The 20,572-nt window shown below is 64.3% G+C and carries 20 protein-coding genes and 1 pseudogene; 2 read left to right on the forward strand and 19 right to left on the reverse strand.

Features of this window, described 5'->3' with window-relative positions; translation table 11 throughout:
* Positions 1-32 precede the first annotated feature (32 nt).
* From CK222_RS03685 to CK222_RS03695, 3 genes are all read right to left on the reverse strand, one after another.
* Positions 33-932, reverse strand: coding sequence for a dihydrodipicolinate synthase family protein (locus CK222_RS03685; protein ID WP_095799495.1), 900 nt, complete (start codon positions 930-932; stop codon positions 33-35).
* A 300-nt stretch (positions 933-1,232) separates the two neighbouring features.
* Positions 1,233-1,586, reverse strand: coding sequence for a Rieske (2Fe-2S) protein (locus CK222_RS03690; RefSeq protein ID WP_066994002.1), 354 nt, complete (start codon positions 1,584-1,586; stop codon positions 1,233-1,235).
* An 11-nt stretch (positions 1,587-1,597) separates the two neighbouring features.
* A complete protein-coding gene (locus tag CK222_RS03695; RefSeq protein ID WP_095799496.1) occupies positions 1,598-2,680 on the reverse strand; it encodes an amidohydrolase family protein in 1,083 nt (360 codons plus the stop codon).
* A 128-nt stretch (positions 2,681-2,808) separates the two neighbouring features.
* On the opposite strand from CK222_RS03695, the gene CK222_RS03700 reads away from it, so the two are divergent.
* Positions 2,809-3,666: a LysR family transcriptional regulator gene (locus CK222_RS03700; RefSeq protein WP_095799408.1), complete on the forward strand. Its 858-nt coding sequence runs from the start codon at positions 2,809-2,811 to the stop codon at positions 3,664-3,666.
* Positions 3,667-3,765: 99 nt separating this feature from the next.
* Here the strand turns inward: CK222_RS03700 and CK222_RS03705 are convergent.
* The 9 genes and pseudogenes from CK222_RS03705 to CK222_RS03745 form a co-directional block, all read right to left on the reverse strand.
* Positions 3,766-4,362: pseudogene (locus CK222_RS03705) on the reverse strand (DAK2 domain-containing protein).
* Positions 4,363-4,526: 164 nt separating this feature from the next.
* On the reverse strand, positions 4,527-5,606 hold the full coding sequence (locus CK222_RS03710; protein ID WP_095799409.1) for an ABC transporter ATP-binding protein: 1,080 nt from the start codon (positions 5,604-5,606) through the stop codon (positions 4,527-4,529).
* Positions 5,603-6,403: an ABC transporter permease gene (locus CK222_RS03715; RefSeq protein WP_067328485.1), complete on the reverse strand. Its 801-nt coding sequence runs from the start codon at positions 6,401-6,403 to the stop codon at positions 5,603-5,605. The genes CK222_RS03710 and CK222_RS03715 overlap by 4 nt, the downstream gene beginning before the upstream one ends.
* Before the next feature lies 1 nt (position 6,404).
* Positions 6,405-7,265, reverse strand: a complete 861-nt coding sequence (locus CK222_RS03720) for an ABC transporter permease (protein WP_067328488.1) — start codon at positions 7,263-7,265, stop codon at positions 6,405-6,407.
* 61 nt (positions 7,266-7,326) lie between these two features.
* The gene (locus CK222_RS03725; RefSeq protein WP_095799410.1) at positions 7,327-8,331 is read right to left on the reverse strand and encodes an ABC transporter substrate-binding protein; all 1,005 of its coding nucleotides are present in this window, start codon (positions 8,329-8,331) and stop codon (positions 7,327-7,329) included.
* Between the two features lie 65 nt (positions 8,332-8,396).
* The gene (locus CK222_RS03730) at positions 8,397-9,869 is read right to left on the reverse strand and encodes an aldehyde dehydrogenase (protein ID WP_095799411.1); all 1,473 of its coding nucleotides are present in this window, start codon (positions 9,867-9,869) and stop codon (positions 8,397-8,399) included.
* A gap of 22 nt (positions 9,870-9,891) precedes the next feature.
* A complete protein-coding gene (locus CK222_RS03735; protein WP_095799412.1) occupies positions 9,892-10,929 on the reverse strand; it encodes an LLM class flavin-dependent oxidoreductase in 1,038 nt (345 codons plus the stop codon).
* A complete protein-coding gene (locus CK222_RS33335) occupies positions 10,926-12,719 on the reverse strand; it encodes an alpha/beta fold hydrolase (protein ID WP_095799413.1) in 1,794 nt (597 codons plus the stop codon). Before CK222_RS33335 ends, CK222_RS03735 begins: the two co-directional genes overlap by 4 nt.
* Positions 12,712-13,299 (reverse strand): amino acid synthesis family protein, encoded by a 588-nt coding sequence (locus CK222_RS03745; RefSeq protein ID WP_095799414.1) that lies wholly within the window; start codon positions 13,297-13,299, stop codon positions 12,712-12,714. Before CK222_RS03745 ends, CK222_RS33335 begins: the two co-directional genes overlap by 8 nt.
* A gap of 135 nt (positions 13,300-13,434) precedes the next feature.
* Here CK222_RS03745 and CK222_RS03750 point away from each other — a divergent pair, with 135 nt between their 5' ends.
* Positions 13,435-14,112 carry a GntR family transcriptional regulator gene (locus CK222_RS03750; protein WP_067328502.1) on the forward strand — a complete coding sequence of 226 codons (678 nt, stop codon included), beginning with the start codon at positions 13,435-13,437 and terminating at the stop codon, positions 14,110-14,112.
* Between the two features lie 101 nt (positions 14,113-14,213).
* Here the strand turns inward: CK222_RS03750 and pqqE are convergent, their stop codons facing one another.
* From pqqE to CK222_RS03785, 7 genes are all read right to left on the reverse strand, one after another.
* Positions 14,214-15,335: a pyrroloquinoline quinone biosynthesis protein PqqE gene (gene pqqE / locus CK222_RS03755; RefSeq protein ID WP_095799415.1), complete on the reverse strand. Its 1,122-nt coding sequence runs from the start codon at positions 15,333-15,335 to the stop codon at positions 14,214-14,216.
* The gene (gene pqqD / locus CK222_RS03760; RefSeq protein WP_067328506.1) at positions 15,332-15,628 is read right to left on the reverse strand and encodes a pyrroloquinoline quinone biosynthesis peptide chaperone PqqD; all 297 of its coding nucleotides are present in this window, start codon (positions 15,626-15,628) and stop codon (positions 15,332-15,334) included. The genes pqqE and pqqD overlap by 4 nt, the downstream gene beginning before the upstream one ends.
* On the reverse strand, positions 15,625-16,383 hold the full coding sequence (pqqC, locus tag CK222_RS03765) for a pyrroloquinoline-quinone synthase PqqC (protein WP_067328508.1): 759 nt from the start codon (positions 16,381-16,383) through the stop codon (positions 15,625-15,627). The genes pqqD and pqqC overlap by 4 nt, the downstream gene beginning before the upstream one ends.
* Positions 16,380-17,318, reverse strand: coding sequence for a pyrroloquinoline quinone biosynthesis protein PqqB (gene pqqB / locus CK222_RS03770; RefSeq protein ID WP_067329083.1), 939 nt, complete (start codon positions 17,316-17,318; stop codon positions 16,380-16,382). The genes pqqC and pqqB overlap by 4 nt, the downstream gene beginning before the upstream one ends.
* A gap of 536 nt (positions 17,319-17,854) precedes the next feature.
* Complete coding sequence (locus CK222_RS03775; RefSeq protein ID WP_067328510.1) at positions 17,855-18,715, reverse strand: ABC transporter permease; 861 nt, start codon at positions 18,713-18,715, stop codon at positions 17,855-17,857.
* Between the two features lie 11 nt (positions 18,716-18,726).
* Entirely contained in the window at positions 18,727-19,515 is a 789-nt protein-coding gene (locus tag CK222_RS03780; RefSeq protein WP_067328512.1) for an ATP-binding cassette domain-containing protein, read from the reverse strand.
* 78 nt (positions 19,516-19,593) lie between these two features.
* Positions 19,594-20,565 (reverse strand): PQQ-dependent catabolism-associated beta-propeller protein, encoded by a 972-nt coding sequence (locus CK222_RS03785; protein WP_095799416.1) that lies wholly within the window; start codon positions 20,563-20,565, stop codon positions 19,594-19,596.
* Positions 20,566-20,572: the final 7 nt, after the last annotated feature.

Raw genomic sequence — 20,572 nt, forward strand, 5'->3', positions numbered from 1 at the left:
CGCTCCGCAGCGCCGTCACCTGCAAACGTTTCTCAAACACGTTTCAGCGCTGCGAGATCGGAAATCGTCTTCCTGATCACCGCTTCCACCTTCGACCGTTCCTCGCCGCCGATCGGCAGGCGCGGCTTTCGAACGTGTTCCGGAGCGCCGTACACCAGATGCTCGGCGAATTTGATGTACTGCACCAGCTTGACGTCCGTATCGAGATGAAATGCCGGCGTCATCAGCCGATAGAGCGGAAGCGCTACCGCATAATCGCCGCCGCGGGCGGCGTTGAACAGCGATACGCACTCGGCCGCCCATGCATTGGTCATGCCCGAAACCCAGCCGGCGACACCGAGCGTCAGGCTTTCAAGGATAAGATCGTCGACGCCGCAAAAGATGTCGAAACGGTCGCCGAAGGCGTTGAACAGGTCGGTTACCCTGCGGATATCGCCGGTCTCTTCCTTGATGGCGACGATGCCAGGAACATCGACCAGCGCCTTCAGCGTCTCGACGTCGACGTCGACCTTGTAGGCGAGCGGATTGTTGTAGATCATCACCGGCAGGTCGCTGGCCTCGGCCACGGTCTTGTACCATGCCACCGTCTCATGGCGGTCGGTGCGATAGGCGAGACTGGGGAAGGTCATCAGCCCCTCGGCTCCAAGCTTCTGGTAGTTGCGAGCCGCCGCGGCCGCGTCGTCGGTGGATAATTCCGCAAGACCGGAGAGCAGCGGCACCCGTCCCGCCACGACTTCCCTGGCCGCTGAAACCACGGCATCGCGCTCGGCCTGTGTCAGCGTGGCATTCTCGCCAAGCATGGGCAGGACGATCACGCCTGACACGCCGTTCTGAACAAGCCGCTCGATGCTGGCTTGCGTGGCTTTCAGGTCGACTGCGCCGGAAGCCTGCATCTTGGTCGTCACTGCTGGAAACACGCCGCTCCAGGTCATGGAATGCTCCTTGGTTGGGGTGTGGCCGGCGGAGGCGTCATAGAAGGGACGCATGCCGTATCGCCGGTCGGCACCAGCTTCCCATTTCTAACGCCACATGTTGACCTGCCAAGCCGCAAATGCGTCTTCGCCATAGCCCAGCGGTTTGTCGCGAAGAAACCGGCGCCGATCCGTCAGCGGCCTATTGCAGCGGATGCCGATGCGATCGGCGCCAGCAGCAGCATGCCAAAAGCCGGGCGCATAAGACGGCTGCTTCGGGTAACGGCGCCCAACCGGTCGCCAAGGCGCGCGCCGCTCCGATCAGGCCGTCACGTAAATGCTCCCGGCCTCGACGGTGACTGGGAACGTCCGCGCGCGAACGGACGGGTTGACCAGGGCCGCACCCGTCTGGATGTCGAACTCCCACCCATGCCAGGCGCAGCGAACGATTTCGTTCTCGCGGTGGTAGATGAATTCGGGTCCCTCGACGGGAGCGGTCGTTCCGCATTGCGGCCCTTCGCAAAGCGGAGCGCCTCGGTGAGGACAAACATTCAGCAGCGCATGGAAACTATCGCCGATCCGGAACACGCCGATCGACAGGCTGCGCACCTTGGCGATGAATGGCGTCCCGACCTGGATCTCGTCGGCGCGACAAATATACGTCTTCTCGGCCATTTGGGTCCTCGTCACGCTGCCGCGGCGGCTTGCGGGCGGGGGATCCGCTTGTAGACATCGAGCGCATTCTGGCCGAGCACCTTGCCGCGCCATTCCGGCGGGATGTGCAGCGTGTTGACGTCATCGTAATCCCAATGCGGGTAGTCGGACGCAAACAGCAGCGTGTTCTCCCCGTCCATCGCTTCCAGGAGCGCCCAGAGGTGTTTGACGTTCGACGGTTGCTCCAACGGCTGCGTGGAGAAGCGTATGTTGCGTCGACAATATTCCGACGGCAGCATCTTCAGCCATGGCGTCTCCTTGCGCAGGGCTTTGTAGTCGGCGTCAAGTCGCCAGAGCACCGACGGCACCCAGGCGATGCCGCACTCGATGACGACAAAGTAAAGATCCGGCCATTTTTCGAACACACCATGCGCGATCATGCTCGCGACATGCGACATGGCCGACATGTGCAGGATCGCATGGGTCTCCCAGAAGAAAGTCGTGGGCGCGGGCGCGACGGCATTCCAGTTGATGCCGCCATGCCCGCCAAGATGTATGGCGAACGGCAAGCCGACCTCGGCACAGGCCTCGAAGATCGGGTGATAGAACGGATCGCCATACGGCCGCACCGAGCCTTGGGAGGCCAGAACTTGCGCCATCCGGGGATGCGCGCCGAGCCGCCGGATCTCCGCCGCCGCAAGGCGTGGGTCCTGCGGCGCGATGACGATGGAGCCCATCAAGCGGCTGTCTTTCGGCAGCCATTCATTGATCTGATAGTCGTTATAGGCGCTTACCAGCGCGCTGGCGTAATAGGGATTTGCCAGCGTCGAAGCCTCGATCGGCTCGTCGCCAGTCAGGATTGCCACTCCGATATTGTATTTATCGAGGTGCTTCTCCTTCATGATCAGGTAATTGTCCGCCTCGACCTTCGGCCGCACGTCCTTCCGGGAGAAATCCTGCGGATGAAACCAGGGGCGATGGCCGTGCGGAAAGGCGCCGACGGGGCCGGTCTTCTCGCCTTCGATGAACATGTCTTTCCAGACGCCGGACAGGTAGGGCTCCAGCACCGTCGCGCTGGACCAGTAATTGTGGCAATCGCAATCGACTATGAACACTTGTCCCTCTTGATGATGCGGGCGCCGCTGAACGCCTCTGGATTCCTGCATCGAACTTCCGCCTTGTCAGTGTTTGGATCAAGCGTATGATCGGGCCGATACGATCGTAAAAATCGATTGGCTTGCCTATGCAACTGGAACAGGTCGAGACCTTTCTGGACATCATAGAATCGCGGAACTTCAACCGGTCGGCGGAGCGCCTCGGACTGACGCAATCGACGGTCAGCACCCGTATCAAGAACCTGGAAACCGCCGTTGGATCCGAGCTCTTCCACCGCGGCCGCGCCGGTGCCGAGCCGACGGCGGCAGGGCGGCGGTTTGAGGCCTATGCGCGGTCGATGCTGTCGACCTGGTCCCAGGCGCGTCACGATGTGCGCGCCTTCAACAGGTTCGAGGGCAGCCTACGGGTCGCTGCCCAGGTCGGGATGACCCGCTCGATCCTGCCTGGTTGGCTGGAAATGCTGCTGCAAGTCTTGCCCCGGTCCTCGATCCACGTCGAATCCGATTATTCGCCGCAGATGATATCGGATCTAAGCCTGGGAAACCTCGATATTGCTTTTGTTTATGCTCCGCGCTACCTGCCCGAGATCACATATGACCAGCTCATGGTCGAGGAATATGTGATGGTCTCGACCACGGCGCGCAGGCTTTGCGATGTAAGCCCCGACAGTTACATCCGGCCGGGTTACACGGTGGTGCTCGAGAAGGCTCATGCCGAGGCGCTGCCAAACCTGACTGCGTGCCGGCTTTCGATGGGCTCCGAGACGCTTGCGGACAATATGCTGCGGCGGGCCGGCGGCACATGCTACATGCGCGCCGACGATGCGCGACGCTTCACCGCCGAGCGCCCCTCCCACATCGTGGAAGAAGCTCCAACTCTGCATCAGCCCGTCTACACGGCGGTCCTCGCCCGACGCCGACATGAGCCGATCATTAAGAAAGGCGTCCGCGCGCTTCACCTTGCCGTCATGTCGCTGGAGAGTTGATCGATACAATCGATCGTAAACGGCTGAAGCGCCTCCTGTATCGAATGCAGGCCTGCTGGCAAGTGCTGATCGCATGGCGGTACACCGCCTAAGCGATCTTTATCGCCCTGCAGATTTCTTCGACCAGCATTGCGGCCGAGACCGAGCCGGGGTCCGCATGGCCGAGCGAGCGCTCGCCGAGACGCGCGGCGCGACCGACGGTTGCGATCATGTCGCGCGTCGCTTCCGTGCCCGGCGGGCAGCGGCGGCTATGGCATCGGCGTTGTGGCCATTGACTGCCGCGTCGGCGGCCGGCCCCCAGGCGTCGAGCATTGTCTTCTGGCCGGGTTCCGCCTTGCCACGCTGGGCGATGCCGTCGCGCATCGCCGCAATGATGGTACGCAACTCGCCGGTCGGCATCGATGCGCGCGGACCCGCGGCCTTGCCGGCGCGCAGAAGGGCGGTCGCGTAGAGCGGTCCGGAGGAGGCGCCGATTGCGTTGAGAAAGCCTTTCGCGGCGGCATTGAATATATCCTGCAGCGTGCCTTCCGCGGCTTGCGCCGCTTCGGCCGCGGCCTTCATGCCTTGTTCCATGGCAATGCCGTGATCGGCGTCTCCGATCACTCCGTCCAGCGCGCAGAGCCTGTCGCGTTCCGTCGCCATCCGTTCGGCGAAAGCGCCGAAGAGGGCTTTCAAATCCCCGGTCGTGAAATCCATCGCGCTCAGCTCCGGAACATGGCGCAGTCGCACGGATGGTCGATCATGCGTTGCAATTCGTCATCGAGATGCATGACGGTGATCGAGGCGCCGGCCATGTCGCGGTTGTGACGACGTGGCACTGGATGGCGGCGAGCCAGTCGCCGGGATGACCCAGCCCGGCTTCAGACCGGAAACAGGAAGGCCGTAGCGGGATCGAAGAAAATCTGCCGTCCCGAAGCGGCATCGGTGCCGCCCGGTTCGGCTGTATCCGAAGTTGGCCTGACGTCGATCTCGTCGCCCGACCCGGTGCGCGCCACGACGCGCCGGCGATCGCCGAAGAAGGCGGTGTCGACGATCTCGACGGCAAGCGACGCATTCCCCTCCATGGGCGTCAGGCGGAACGCTTCCGGCCGCACCATCAGCCTGGCCTTTTGGCCGCGGCCGAGCCCCTGTGTGGCTTTCACGCCCTTGACGATCGAGCCATCAGCCAGCCGCACCAAGGCAACGCCGTTCTCTGTTTCGAGGTGCTCCGCCGGCAGGAAGTTGGAATTGCCGATGAAGCCGGCGACGAACTCGCTCGCTGGTCTGAGATAAAGGTCCTCGCCGGTGCCGATCTGCTCGATGCGGCCTTCCTTGAACAAGGCGATGCGGTCGGAAAGGTGCAGCGCCTCTTCCTGGTCGTGCGTGACATAGAGGATGGTGACGCCGGTCTCGCGGTGGATGCGGCGGATCTCGGCCTGGATTTCCTGGCGCAGTTTCTTGTCGAGGGCCGAGAGCGGCTCGTCCATCAACAGGATCGGGGGATCGTAGGCGAGCGCGCGGGCAAGCGCCACGCGCTGCTGCTGGCCGCCGGACAGCGCGCCGGGATAGCGCTCAGCGAATTTTTCCAGGCGCACCAGCGCCAGCATATCGGCGACCTTGCGCTTCACTTCGGCATCCGGCCGGCGGCGCACCCGCAGCGGAAAGGCTACGTTCTCGGCGACGCTCAGATGCGGGAACAGCGTGTAGCGCTGGAACACCATGCCGATGTTGCGCTTGTGCGACGGCACCGAAAGCAGCGACTTGTCTTCCAAAAGCACGTCGCCCGACGTCGGATCCTGGAAACCGGCGATCGCATAGAGCGTCGTCGACTTGCCGGAGCCTGACGGCCCGAGAAAGGTCAGGAATTCGCCCTTCGGCACATCGATGGTGACGTCGTGGACGGCGACGAAGGCGCCGAACGCCTTTCTCACCGCGCGGATGGACAGGAATGGCCGGGTCATCTGGACAGTCTTCTGCGAAGGAGTGCGGTGACGATCATCAGGGCGAGAGTGAGGCCGACGAGCAGGCTGGAGGCGGCGGCGACGACCGGGCTCAGATCGGCACGCAGGCTGCCCCAGATCTTCACCGGCAAGGTCTGCAGGGTCGGGCTCGCCATGAAGATCGCCACCACCACCTCGTCCCATGAGGCGAGGAAGGAAAAGATCGCCGCCGAGAAGATGCCGATGCGGATCGAGGGCAGGGTGATCCTGAGCCTTGCCTGCAGCGGACTGGCGCCGCACACGATCGCCGCGTCCTCGATGGATTTGTCGAAACCTTCGAGCGCGGTGGCGATCGGAATGATGGCGAAGGGCAGCGCCAGGATCGTGTGGGCGATGACGAAACCGATCGTCGTGCCGGCGAGCCCGATGCGCAGGAAAAAGGCGTAGATGGCGATGGCGAAAACCACCACCGGCAGCACCATCGGCGTCAGCAGCAGGCCGCGCAGGAACTGCCGGCCGCGAAATTCGCCCCTGACCAGGCTGAACGAGGCGAGCAGGCCGATCAGAACCGCGAGGATGGCGGCCATCGCGGCGATCTTCGCGCTGGTCAAAGCGGCGTCGACCCAGGCCGGGTCGGCAAGAAGTTCCTGATACCATTTCAGCGTCCAGCCTGGTGGCGGAAAGGCCAGCCAGCGCGACGAGCCGAACGACAACAGGACGATGAAGACCACCGGTAACAGAAGGAAAGCCGCGATGAGCGCAGTGAAGCCGGCGAGCGCCGCACGCAGCCATCCGAGCCGGTCGTAGTCGAGCAGCATCTTAGAGCCCTCCGGCGAGGCGCCTGGCGCCGACCATGCGCAATTGGATCGCGTAGAGCACCATGGTGACGGCGAGCAGCACGAAAGCCGCAGCACTTCCGAGCCCCCAGTTGAGCAGCGACTGCACCGTCTGGGTGATCATTTCGGCGAGCATCATGTTCGATGTGCCGCCGAGCAGCGCGGGCGTCACGAAATAGCCGAGCGACATGACGAAGACCATCAGCCCGCCGGCGGCGATGCCGGGCAGCGACAGCGGTAGCAGGATGCGGCGGAATGCCTGCGACGGGCTAGCGCCGCAAAGGGCGGCGGCGCGCAGCGTCATCGGATCGATGGCGCGCAGCGTGCCGACCAGCGGCAGGATCATGAAGGGCAGCATGATGTAGACCATGCCGATGGTGACGCCGGTCAAATTGTTGATGAGCGGCAGCGGCTCGTGGATGACGCCGAGCCCCATCAGCGCCCGGTTGATCACACCGGTGCGCTGCAAAAGCACCATCCAGGCATAGGTGCGGGTGAGGAGATTGGTCCACATCGACAGGATGATGATGCCGAAGACGACCGAACCGAGCGCCGGCGGCATGATCGCCAGCATCCAGGCGACCGGAAACGCGACGAGGATGGTCACGACGGTGACGACGGCCGCGACCAGGAAGGTGTTGAGAAACACCCGCACATAAGTGCCGCTGCCGAACAGCGCGGCATAGTTCTGCAGGCCGGGCTCGGGATCGGTGACGCTGCGCAGCAAGAGCGCGACCACCGGCACGACAAAGAACAGGCCGACCAGCACCAGGGCCGGCAGGGCGCCGCCGCTGCCGGCCGGCAGGCCGGCAACCGAGCCGCGGCTGAGGGAGTGTGCTTGCATCGAGCGGTTCCCGTCGTCCCGAAGGGGGCGCGGCTTGCCGCGCCTCCGGCTTGCTGTGGCGCTACTTGGTCTGCCAGGCGTACCAGCGCGTGGCGATCTCGTCGCGGTGCTCGGCCCAGTAGTTCATGTCGAGATTGATCTGACCCTCGACGTGCGCGTCGGGCAGCCCTTTCACCACGTCGGCGGGCATTTCCGCCTTGGCCTTGGTGTTGATCGGCGCGTAGCCGCTTGCCTCGGCGAATTTCGCCTGGCCGGTCGGGCTGGTCGCGGCGGCGAGGAATTTCATCGCGCTGTCCTTGTTCTTGGCGCCCTTCGGCACGACGAGAACGTCAGCGGCGGTGAGGTTCTGGTTCCAGGAGACGCCGACATCGGCGCCGTCCTTCTCGAGCGCGAAGACACGGCCGTTCCAGAGCTGCCCGAAGGCAGCCTCGCCCGAAGCGATGAGCTGCTGCGACTCCGCGCCGCCGCCCCACCAGACGATATCCGACTTGATCGTGTCGAGCTTCTTGAAAGCGCGCTCGAGATCGAGCGGATAGAGCTTGTCCGCCGGCACGCCGTCGGCGAGCAGCGCGATCTCGATCACGCCCGGCGCCGACCATTTGTAGAAGGTCCGTTTGCCGGGAAACTTCTTGGTGTCGAACATGTCGGCCCAGCTTGTCGGCTCACCCGAAACGGCGCCCTTGTTCCAGGCCAGCACGAAGGAATAGTAGAAGCTGCCGATGGCATGCTCGTTGCTGAAGCGCGGGTCGAGATCGGCCTTCGGCACGGCGGCGAAGTCGATCGGCTCGAGCAGCCCGTCCTTGGCGGCCTTGATGGCGAAATCCATTTCCACGTCGACCACGTCCCAGGTCACGTTCTTGGCGTCGACCATGGCCTTCAGCTTGCCGTAGTCGGTCGGGCCGTCCTGCAGCACCTTGATGCCGGAGCTCGCCGCGAACGGCTCGGCCCAGGACTTGGTCTGCGCTTCCTGCGTGGTGCCGCCCCAGCTGGTGAATACCATTTCGTCGGCCTTGGCGGCGGTTGCCGATAGCAGTCCGGCGAGCACGCCGGCTAAGATCAGTCTCATGTCATTCTCCTCTGATTTCTCTGTTCCGTTTCTTGTTCTTGTCGCTGCACCCTCGGCATGCGTTCTCAGCGCATGACGAAGGGATCGGGAATCGGCTCGTCCGAGGTCTTGATCCAGACCGATTTCGAGCGCGTGTAGTCGCGGATGGCGTCGAGCCCGCCTTCGCGGCCAAGACCCGACAACCCGTAGCCGCCGAAGGGAACGAGCGGCGACACGGCGCGATAGGTGTTGACCCAGACGACGCCGGCACGGATGTCGCGCGCCATGCGGTGCGCCTTGCCGAGATTCGAGGTGAAGACGCCGGAGGCGAGACCGAAGGGCGTGTCGTTGGCTAGAGCCAATGCCTCGGCCTCGGTGTCGAAGGCGAGCACGCTCAACACCGGCCCGAACAATTCCTCGCGCACGCAGGGCAGGTTGCTATCACCGGCATCGATGATCGTCGGCGCATAGTAGAAGCCGGCGCCGGCGTCGGGGCGCCTGCCGCCGGTGACCAGCGTGCCCCCGGCGGCGAGGCTTTCGGCCACGATGGTCTCGATCCGGTCGCGCTGGCGCAGGGTCGCGAGCGGCCCCATCTCGGTGGCCGGATCCTGAGGATCGCCGATGCGGATCGCCTCGGCCTTGCGTTTCAACCGACCGAGGAATTCTTGTCTTACGGTACGCTCGATCAGCAGGCGCGAACCGGCGACGCAGCTCTGTCCGGTCGCCGCAAAGATGCCGGCGACGACCGCATTGGCGGCGCTGTCGAGGTCGGCGTCGGCGAAGACGACGACCGGGCTCTTGCCGCCGAGCTCGAGCGTCGTGTGCGCGAGGTTTTCCGCCGTGTTCCTGACGATGGCGCGCGCCGTGGCCGGGCCGCCGGTGAAAGCGACGCGCGAGACCAGCGGATGACTGGTCAGGCGCCGTCCGCACTCCTGGCCGAAGCCCGTGAGGATATTGACGGTGCCGGCCGGAAAGCCGGCTTCGCTGACCAACTCGGCGAAGGCGAGCAGCGGTGCCGGGCCGTCTTCTGAGGCCTTGAGCACCACCGTGCAGCCCGCGGCAAGCGCCGGGCCGAGCTTGACCGCCGAGAGGAAGAGCTGCGAGTTCCACGGCACCACCGCGGCAACGACGCCGATCGGCTCGCGGCGGATGGTGACGTCGAGATCGGCCTTGTCGATCGGCACATGCGCGCCTTCGTGCTTGTCGGCGAGTCCGCCATAGTAGCGGCAATAGTCGCCGACATAGGCGATCTGGGCGCGCGTCTCGCGGATGATCTTGCCGGTGTCGCGCGTCTCCAGCTCGGCCAGGCGGCCCGCATTGGCGGCCACGAGGTCGCCGAGCCTGACCAGCAGCTTGCCTCGCGCGGTTGCTGTCATCGATGCCCAAGGGCCGGTGCGCAGCGCACGATGCGCGGCCTCGACGGCGCGGTCGACATCGGCTTCGGTTGCAGCCGGCATCTTCGCCCATGGCGCACCGGTCGACGGATCGACGCTGTCGAAGCTGGCCGACGGCTCGTCGAAGCGGCCGTCGATGAAGTTCCTGAATGCGGCGTCGGTCATGGCCTTGCCCGTTCGTTCGCGATCAGATGAAGGCCGGCATCACCCGGTCGATGAACAATTGCAGCGATTTCTTCTTGCGCTCGTGCGAAAGGCCGCTGTCGATCCAGATCGAGTACTGGTCGAAGCCGAGCGTCTCATAGGCTTTCAGCCGCGCGACCACCTCGTGCGCCTCGCCGATCACCAGGTTCTGGCGCATCTTGTCCGGCGCGTATTGCGGCATGGCCGCGATCTCTTCGGCGCTCAGCGGTTCCAAAATGCCCTGGTGCACCGGCTTCTTGTTCTGGAACCAGGCGCCGAACTGGCAGTAGAAGTTCGACAGATCCTGGCTCAGCCGATCGGCATCGGCGGCGTCCTCGGCGACGAACGTGTGCATCAAGAGCATGATTTCCGGACGCGGGATTTCAGGATGCGCGGCGCAGGCGTCGTTAAACCGCTGCATCAGGCTTGCAACCTCATCGTCGCCGGACGCCAGTGGCGTCACTTGGACCTTGCATCCGTTGGCGACAGCGAAGTCGTGCGAGTTCGGATCGCGCGCCGCCACCCAGATCGGCGGGTAGGGTTTTTGCAGGGGCTTGGGAGAGGAGGTGGTTGGCGGGAACTGCCAGAATTTGCCGGAGTGCTCGTAGTCGCCGTCCCAGAGACCTCGGATCGCCGGAATGATCTCGCGCATGCGCTGCCCGGCGCCCCAGGCATCGAGCCCGGGGAAGACGCGCTGATATTCGTAGCTGTAGGCGCCCCGGGCGATGCCGATGTCGAGCCGGCCGCCGGCAATCACGTCGGTCATCGCCGCCTCGCCGGCAAGCTTGATCGGGTGCCAGAAGGGCGCGATGATGGTTCCGGTGCCGAGGCGGATGCGGCTGGTCTTGGCCGCAAGATAGGCGATGTTGATGAATGGATTGGGCGAGATGGTGAACTCCATCCCGTGATGCTCGCCGATCCAGGCGGTCTCGAAGCCCGCCTGTTCCGCCAGCAGGACCAGCTCACCCAACTCGCGCAACAACTCCGAATGCGGCTTGGCGAGATCCGAGCGTTCCATATGCACGAAGAGCGAGAACTTCATCCCTGGTCACCTGTATTGAGGGCGGCGGTCCTGGCGAGCGGCCTTACCTCGCCTTCGACCTCGTTGCCGACATAGACGCCGAATGCGTCTCCAGTGCATTCGCGCACATAGCGGGTGAGCATCGAGCGGATGGCCGGATCGGCGATCTTCAAGCCGTCGATCGCGTCGATGTCGATCAGCCGGATGCCGCGATCGCTGGAAGCCGGCACGTCGAAGGTACCGCGATAGTAAACATGGGTGCGCGAGGGATTGCCCGCGTCGTCCCATACGGCGAAGAGGAAGCCGAGCTGGGCCTCGATGGCCTTTGCGGCCAGAAGCCCGTTGAGGCTCTTGCCGTCCCTTGCCGAGCCCAGCCCCCGGCCGCGCGGCAGTTCGAGGAAGCCGTCTGGCGTTTCCAGGAACAGGATACGGCCGCCGTTTTCGAGGATGGCGCCGACATCGGTGCCGGGCTGGGCGGCGGCCAGCGCCTCCTGACTGAGCCCGGGCGTGATGTAGGCGCCGCGGCAATAGCCGAGAGGCTGCGAGGTATTGTGCTGGAAGTCGCGGACGCGGCCGATCAGGATCGAATGGTCGCCCGCCTCGACCAACCGCTCCATATCGCAGTCGAAGGTTGCGACCGAGCCGTCGAGAACCGGACTGCCGGTCTTCCCCGGGCGCCAGTCGACCGACGCGAATTTATCCGCTGCCTTCGAGGCGAAGATGCCGGAGGCCGCTTTCTGGGTCTCGTTCAAAATGTTGATGGCGAAGCTCTTCGATGTCGCGAACACCGGATGACCGAGCGCCTTGTGGGCGATGCAGACCAGCACCAGCGGCGGATCAAGCGACACCGATGTGAACGAGTTGGCGGTGAACCCGCGCGGCTCGCCTTCCGCGCCGATCGTGGTGACGATGGTGACGCCTGTTAGGAAGGAGCCGAGCGCACGCCGGAACTCGCCGCTGTCGAAGCTGGCGTCCGCTGCTGCTCCTTGCTCCAGGCTTTCACCTTCGTTCAGGAACTCGGCGATGCATCGTGAGGTGAGATCCGGTGCCGCCGCCGCCATCATGTGCCTTTGGCCGGCGAGAACGGTGCAGCGGCCATGCGGCGCGAGCCTGGCCATGGCGGCCGACATTGCCGGCGAGGAGTTCTTGTCCTCGGAGCCGGTGATGAACAGCGCCGGCATGGCCAGGGTCTGCAGGCGCTCGGCGTGGTCGCCGTCGGCACGGGCGAACAGGCGATAGGTGCGGGCGTAGCCTTCGGGATCGACCTCGCTCAACGCTGCCGCCGCCTTCCCGGCCGCCGCCGTGAGCTCGGCCGGAACCGGATCGCCGAACCAGCGGGCGATGGTCTGGGCGACCCCCGCCGCATCGCCGTGGCCGGTGAGCGCCGCCGCGCGCTCGAGCACGGCTTGGGCCAGATCAGGCGGACGACGGAACACGGCGTTGAGCGACACGACACGGCGGATGCGCTCCGGCGCTAGCAGCGCGAGTTCCTGCGCGACCAAAGCCCCCATCGAGTGACCGACGACGGACACCTTGTCGAGGCCGAGATGATCGAGCAGCCGGATCGCCTGCGCGGCATAGTCGGCGAGTTCCGGCTCCTGCGGCGGCAGCGGCGAGCGGCCGTGGCCAAGCATGTCGATGGCGATCAGGTCGAAGCGGTCAGCCATCCGCTGGATCTGCGGCTGCCAGATCGTCGCGTTCATGCCGACGCCGTGGATGAACAGCACCGGCGCGCCCGATCCGGCGCGGATAAAGCCGGTTCCGTCGGGCGCGGCTGCCCGGGTCCATCCAGGTGCGACGGCGTCAGCCATGCAGGTCGCCCACTTCCTTGAGGTCCTGATAGCGGTCGCCGATGCGATGGTGAGGACGGCCGCCGATCGAAGCACCGAGCGCCACGACCAACTCGTCCGGCGCCGGTGCGTCGCCGATCTGGAAATGCACGGTCAGATAGTGCGAGCGGCGGCCCTCGTCATTCTTGTCCATCAGCGGAATCATGATCGGTGTGTTCGGCCCACCACGCAGATTGGTGAAGGCGAGATAGGTCTTGGCGGCGACGGCGCGGCGATAATGATTGCCGAAATGCAGTGTGTGGATCAGCGCCGAGGCATGCTCGATCTCGCCCGACGTGCCGCAGATCGCGGCCTTGCCGTAGCCCTCGATCGCCTCGGCCGAGCCGGCGGCGGCAACGATCTCGCGGGTCAGGGTTTCTCCAAGCACCGGCGCAAAGGCGCGGATCTCGGGCGAAAGATCCTCGATGAAGCCGCGCCCCGCCCAGGGGTTCGTCAGCACGGCGGCGACGCCGATCAGGCGCAGCGGCTTGGATGCTGCCTTGCCGCCTTCGATCAGCGTGTTCTCGCTGTAAATGACGATCTTGCGAATGGCCGGCTGCATGGAAACCTCTGTCAGGTGGCGCTCGAGAAAACGCCAACTTCTCTGTCGTCTTATGGTATACCATAATATGGACCACCAAATACCTTGTCAACCGGCCATGGAATCTGTTTTCGTGGCGGCCAAGGGAGCAGAGACATGCAGGACGACACGCTTCGCATCGATCGCAGCGCCAAAACCTTGAGAACATTGGCCCTTGAGCGCATGCGCGAGGCCATAATGGATTTTCATTTCCAGCCCGGCGAAAGGCTGGTCGAGCGGCCGCTTTGCGACCAGCTCGGCGTCAGCCGATCGGTTGTGCGCGAGGTCCTGCGGCAGCTGGAGGCTGAAGGCCTTGTGCAGATGATCCCCGGGCATGGTCCGGCTGTGGCCAAACCGGATATCGGCCGCACCGACGAGATCTATGAGCTCAGGGCTTTGCTCGAGGGCATCGCGGCGCGCGCCTGCGCGCAATCGGCCACCAATGGCCAACTGGCCGTACTGGAGCACGCCCTCGGCGAGCTCTTCGAGGCCTGGGCCTCGGGCAAGCCGCCGGCAGTGATGCGCGCGACGACGAAGTTCTACGAAGCGCTTTTCGAGGCTGCGGACAAGCGTGTCGCCTGGGAGATCGTCAGCGGGTTGAATGTGCGCATCAACCAGCTGCGTTCGATGACGATCGCCTCGGCAAACCGTCGCGAGCCGGCGATCGCCGAGATGAACGCGATTATGGATGCGATCCGGGCGCGTAAGCCGCGGGAGGCGGAAGCCGCGGCACGGCGCCACGTCGAATCCGCCTGGAAGATCGCCCGGGACAAACTGCGCCTTGACCCTCTCTAAAGCGCGTCGCGCTGGAACGGATTCAGGCGACGCTTTCGCACAAATCCCGCCATGCCGAATTCCGGTTCTATCCTATTGGGGACCACCCAGGGGAAGAACGGTCAGGCGAGCTCCGCCACAGCTCTTATCCGACGGTAAATGAAGGGTTCGCCCGCCGCATTGTCTGCCGCGGCGCGCCGCGTTTCGTCGGTGAGCATGCCCACCCGGGCATGGATCGGCGATTTGATGCAGACCGGATCCGTTGCGGCGGCATCGCCGGCAATCGCCATCGCTTGACATCTGCAGCCGCCCCAATCGATCTCGCGCCGCTCGCAGCTTCGGCACGGCTCCAGCATCCATTCGGTACCGCGAAAGGCATTGAATGCCGGTGAATCGGTCCAGATCTCGGCCAGCGAGCGCTCTCCGAAACGCTCGAAGCGGAGCGCAGGAATGGTCTGCGCGGCATGGCATGGCAGCACCGTGCCGTCGGGCGTCACCATGAAGGCGTCGCGCGCCCAGCCGCCCATGCACGGCTTGGGATAGACGGCGAAATAGTCCGGCGGGACGAAATCGATGTTGATGACGCCGGCAAGCCGTGCTTGCGCCGCCGCGACGATCTCCGCTTGCCGTTCGACCGCGGCGCGTTCGGGCATCAGGGTATTGCGATTGGCCAGCGCCCAGCCGGCATACTGCACATTGGCGATCTCGAGCCGTTCGGCGTCCAGCGAAAGAGCCAGGTCGATGAATTCCGGCACTTCCTCGATGTTGTGGCGATGGATCGGCGCATTGATGGTGAGCGGCAACCCGGCCGCGCGGGCGCGGCGTGCCGTCTCCAGCTTCTTTTCGTGGCTGCCGCTGTGGTTGCCGATACCGTCGGTCGTCGCCGGGCGGGCGCCCTGGAAGCTCAGCTGCAGGTGGTCGAGCCCGGCTTCGGCAAAGGCCGCGATCCGGCCCTCGGCAATGTTGATGCCGGCGGTGATGAGGTTGGTGTAGACACCGCGCGCCGAAAGCCCGGCGATCAATTGCTCGAGATCGCGGCGCAGCGTCGGCTCGCCGCCGGACAGATGCACCTGCAGAACGCCGAGATCGGCGGCCTGCGAGAAAAGATCGAGCCAGGTGTGGGTGTCGAGCTCACGATTGGCCTTGAGCAATTCGAGCGGATTGGAGCAATAAGGGCACTGCAGCGGGCAGCGATGCGTCAGTTCCGCCAGCATGCCGATCGGAGGCAGAAGCGGCTCGCTCATGGCTTCACCAGCAGCTTGTCCGACCATTCCTGCAGGAAGGCGATGACATCGGCCGCTACGGCCTCCTGTTCAGCATCGTAATCGGCCGCAAGACCAGCGATGATGTAGCCGACCGCGGACCGCCCGTCGCAGCGGCGCAATATGTCGAGACTGATATCGTTCGGCCAGAATACCTTTTCCGGCGAAAGCACGGCGAAGGCCTGCCGCACGGGGTCGTACTGAATACGCACGTGCCTCGGCAGCGACGGCATCGATTGCAAGGAGACGATGGCTCTTTCGCGCATCGCCATCATCGGGTTGCCTCCGGCCGGAAGGCGCCCGGTGGTAGGTTTCCCGGCGCGCCATAGGCATGTTGAAGCGCATCGAGCATGGCCCACAATATATCGCATTTGAACACCAGCGCATCGATCGCCTGCTGCTGGCGCTCGGCCGTATCGGCGTGGCTCAGCACATAGGCGAGGGCGAAGTCGGCGTCGCGCGTTGCCTGTTCCGGCCGCCGGCTGAAATAGGCCAGCGTGTCCTCGGTGATGTAGTCGTATTTGGCCAGCATCGCCGGCACTCGCTCGCCGATTATGATCGGCGAGAACATCTCGGTCAGCGACGATGCCACCGCCTCGAGCAGCGTGCGGTTCGTGCAGAAGGAAAGATAGGCGCCGATGGCGAAGCGGGTCGCCGGCAGCGCCAGCCTTTCGCTCTTGACGGCTTCGGCATCGAGCCCGAGCGAGGTCGCCAGATGCAGCCAGCGCGCGATGCCGCCGCTCCAGCCGTCCTCGCCGTCGTGATCCTCGATGCGTTTGCGCCAGGCGGCGCGAAACGCCGGGTCTTCGGCATGTGCCAGGATCATGGCGTCCTTGCGCGGAATGACGGCCTGGTAGCAGTAGCGGTTCAATGCCCAGGCCTGCATTTCGGCCTTCGTCAGCCCGCCACTGGTCATCCTGTGATGAAAGCGATGGCGGTTGTGATAACGCTCGGCGCCGACCTGCCGCAGCACCGCCTCGAGCTCGCTCTTGGACAGACCATGTCGCGCCGCGTCGTGGAAGTCGCTCAAAGTTCGATCTCCATTCCGTCGCTCCCGATTTCCCAGCCAGCCGCTCTGACCGTCGCGTGTTCGGCGGAACTCTCGTCGAGAACAGGATTGGTATTGTTGATGTGGATGAAGACGCGGCGGCCGATCCTCACATCGGCCAAGGCGGCGATCGAACCCGCTTCTCCAGACATTGCGATGTGCCCCATGCGCGCACCGGTCTTCTGGCCGACGCCGGCGAGGATCATCTCGTCGTCTGTATAGACAGTGCCGTCGAACAGAAGGCAGGCGGCGTCCGCCAGACGCGTGCGCAGGGCGGCATCGATGCCCGCGCAGCCGGGAATGTAGAAGACAGCGGCGCGACTTCCAGCCCCGTTGACACGCACGCCGATCGTGTCGCCCGTGTCGGAGCTGAAATCGGCACTTGGATCGCCTCTTTGCTCGAGATAGAGCGCGATCTTGCCGGGCACGGGAAAGGCGTCGACGACCACGCCGGTCTGCTGGCCGTCCGCGTTGCAGATCGCCAGTTCCTCCGTTGGCGCCAGAAGGCGGCGCGGCACGATCGCCGGATCGAGAACGTTGAAGATCGAATTCGCCGCCAGCGTCGCCAGCACCTGTGCCGTTGCATAGATTGCGAAGGGCTGCCGCTCCCGCAGGCTGAGCAGGCCGGCGACATGGTCGACGTCGCCATTCGTCAGCACGACCGCGCGGATGGGCGTCGAGCGCAGCGGCGCATCGGCCGCGGGCTGCAGTTCAGGCGTTTGCGCGATCTGCCGGCCAATGTCGGGCGACGCGTTGAACAGAACCCAGCCTGTCCCGTCCGCCGATACGGCAATGGACGACTGGGTCCGCGAATGCAGGCCGGCCATGCCGCTCCGAGCCGAGCGGCTCAGGCGATAGTTGCAGTTCCATTGCGGAAAGCCGCCTCCCGCCGCCGATCCTATGATCTTCACGCGCATGGCGATGCCTGCTCTGCGGCCCATTTGACCGACGCCAAATTCTCGGTGCCAAACGGCTTCGCGCCCGCGCTTCCCGCGCAACCCCCGTCTCGACGACCTCAAGCGGCAAGGGGATGCATGCCCCCGCAGCCAGGGACACGCAGCTCTGCGGCCTACTTCCTGGGAGGCGTTTCAGCAGGCAGATACCGCGAAATCTCGAAGCCCGCGGCAACCTGGCACATCATCGGTTTCTTCCAGCTCTTCTTCTTCATTGCATTCTCCTCTTTAGCCAGTCCGAAGGGACCGGTCGTCATTGGCGCCATTGCGGGGAAAGCAATAGCCCCTCCATCACCTCACAAACGGACAAATGAAACGCTGGGTTCTCAAACAGCCAAAAAACACAGGAACAAAACACAACTGCCTAGCTCAGGGATCAGTTCCTTAGCTTCGTCTCTCTCCCGTTCGATCAAGCTCACCCCGGCGACTTCGCGGCCATGGCGCCGTGGGCATGAGCATGACAGCCGCAACCAAGCTGCGAACGAGGCTCATCCGTTCCATCAACCGTTTCCTCCCGCGCCTTGTTTGCGGGTTATCAGGCCGCGCGAAGGGTCATAAGCGATGATGGCGCCCCCGAGAAACAGCAGCGTGCAGCCGCCGACGACACCCAGCGACACCCAATCGATCTCCCCGTAGAAGGCGAAGCGGATCAGCTCGACGGCATAAGTAAAGGGGTTGGCGAGGCAGAGCTTGTAAAGCAGCGGGCTCGCTTCCTGGATGCGCCACAAAGGATAGAGCGCCGGCGACGCGAAATAGCCGGGAAAGATGACGAAGTTCATGATCCCGGCAAAATTCTCGAGCTGCTTGATCATCGAGGACAGGAGCATGCCGAGCGCGCAAAGCATCATCCCCGACAGGAACAGAGCCGGCAGCACGAACAGGTAACCGAGCGGCGGCGCCTTGACGCCCCAGAACCAGGCAACGATCAGAAAGGCATAAACCTGCGCGATCGACACGGAGACGCCGGCGAGCATCTTCGACACCAGCAGATACCAGCGGGGAAATGGGCTGACCAGCAGGATACGCATATTGCCCATCTCACGATCGTAGACCATCGACAGCGAAGACTGCATGCCCGAGAACAGCAGGATCATGCCGCACAAGCCCGGAGTGATGTAGACCTCGTAGAGCACGTAGGTCTTGTAGGGCGGGATGATCGAGACACCGAGCACTTGCCGGAACCCGGCGGCAAAAATGAACAGCCAGACGAGCGGTCGCACCAGCGACGAGATGAAGCGCTCGCGCTGGTGCAGGAAGCGCAGCCCTTCCCGCACGACGACGCCTTTGAGGCAGATGAGGTAGTGACGAAAGCCGAACGCGCCGGACTTCACCGGCGTGACGGATGCGACCTTTTCCGGCATTGCGGGAGTGCTCATGGCGAGATCTCCGCCTGGCCGGCTGCTTCGCCGCGGCTGAGTTTGGAAAAGGCGTCGCGGATCGACGCGGCGCCACTCGCTTGGACCACGTCGGCCACTTTGCCTTTGGCGACCAGGTCACCTTGCCGCAGCACGACGACATGGTCGCCGTCTTCAACCTCGTCGATCAGGTGGGTGGCCCAAAGCACGCCGATGCCCTCGGTTTCGACCAGCTTGCGGATGGTGGCGAGAATGCCCGCGCGCGATTGGATGTCGAGACCCACCGTCGCCTCGTCGAGCAGCAGCAGGGACGGGCTATGGAGCAGCGCCCGGGCGATCTCGATGCGCCGCATCTGGCCGCCGGAAAGGCCGCGAGCCTTGTCATGCTGACGGCCTTGCATGTCGACCGTCTCGATCAGCGCTGCAATGCGCTGCCGGGCTTCGTGCCGTCCGATGCCGTGCAGCGAGGCGTGATAGGAGAGGTTCTGGTATACGCTCAGGTCGAGGTCGAGCGTGCGTGCCTGGAACACAATGCCGACCCGCCTGAGCGCCTCGCCGGACGCACGGCGGACATCATGGCCGAAGATGCGGATCGATCCCTGGCGCGTGTCGTAGAGGTGGCTGATCAGCGAGAACAGGGTCGTCTTGCCGGCGCCGTTGAGACCGAGAAGGCCGGTGAAAGTCGCCGGCGCTATCGAGAACGAGACGTCGTTGAGCGCCCGCGTCGGGCCATAGGAATGGCTGACGCCGGCGACATCGAGTGCCGCCGCTCCGGTCCCCGTTTTCGCCGTCCTCGCATGCTGCATGGACGCTCCTTCAGATGCTATCTAGCGCGCTCGACGTCTTTGGCCCGGCTTCATGGCCTTAATCTTTAGCCTGCTTTTCTATTTGGGCGATATGACCACGCCCCACGGCTGCTGCCCCACGGTGACCGACTGAACCGGCTCCTCGGTCGCCGTATCGATGAAAGTGATGTCGTTGGAATTGCCGTTCGTTGTGATCAGTGTCTTCTGATCCGGGGTGAAGTCCAGATGCCAGACGCGCTGTCCGACGAGGATGTAGTTTTCCACCTCGTAGGTTTCGGTGTTGATCACTGCGACATGGTTCGCCGGGCCGAGCGCGATATAGGCCTTCTTCCCGTCGGCGCTGATGGCGATGCCGACCGGCTGGATGGTTTCGGCTCGCAGTCCGGGAATCGCGAACTTGATCCTCTTCACGACCTGGCGCTTGGCGTTGTCGATGACGCTGACGGTGCCGCCGATCTCGGCACTGACCCAGGCCTGCGAGCCGTCGGGCTTGAACGCGGCGACGCGCGGGCGCGTGTCGACCAGCACGTTGTCGGTTACCTCATGGCTCTCGGTGTCGATGAAATGCGCCATGCTGGTGGTCTCCGAGGTGTTGACCAGGGTCTTGCCGTCGGGGCTGACGGCCATGCCTTCGGGTTCCACGCCGACCGGGATCTCGGACGTGACTTGCTTGCTGTCGAGGTCGATCGCGGTGACCAGATTGTCGTTTTCGTTGGCGACGTAGAGCGCCTTGCCGTCGGGCGAAAGCACGAACAATTCGGGATCGTCGCCGGAGGGCAGCGTGCCGACGACCTGCAGCGTCGTGGTATCGATGATTTGGATCGTATTGTCGTCGCTGGCGCACAAATAGATGAACTTGCCGTCGTGCGAGATGGCGATGCCGCGCGGTCTCTGGCCGACGTCGACGGTCTTGACCACCTGCATGGTCGCCGTATCGACGACGGTCATCGTATTGTCCTTCTCGTTTGAGACATAGGCCGTGTAGGCCGATGCCGGGCCGGCCATGACGCCGGTTGCGAGAATGGCGAGTACGCAAGCTCGGCTCTGCACGAATTCC

This window comes from Mesorhizobium sp. WSM3866 (genome assembly GCF_002294795.1).
In the GTDB taxonomy this organism is placed as follows: Bacteria; Pseudomonadota; Alphaproteobacteria; order Rhizobiales; family Rhizobiaceae; genus Mesorhizobium.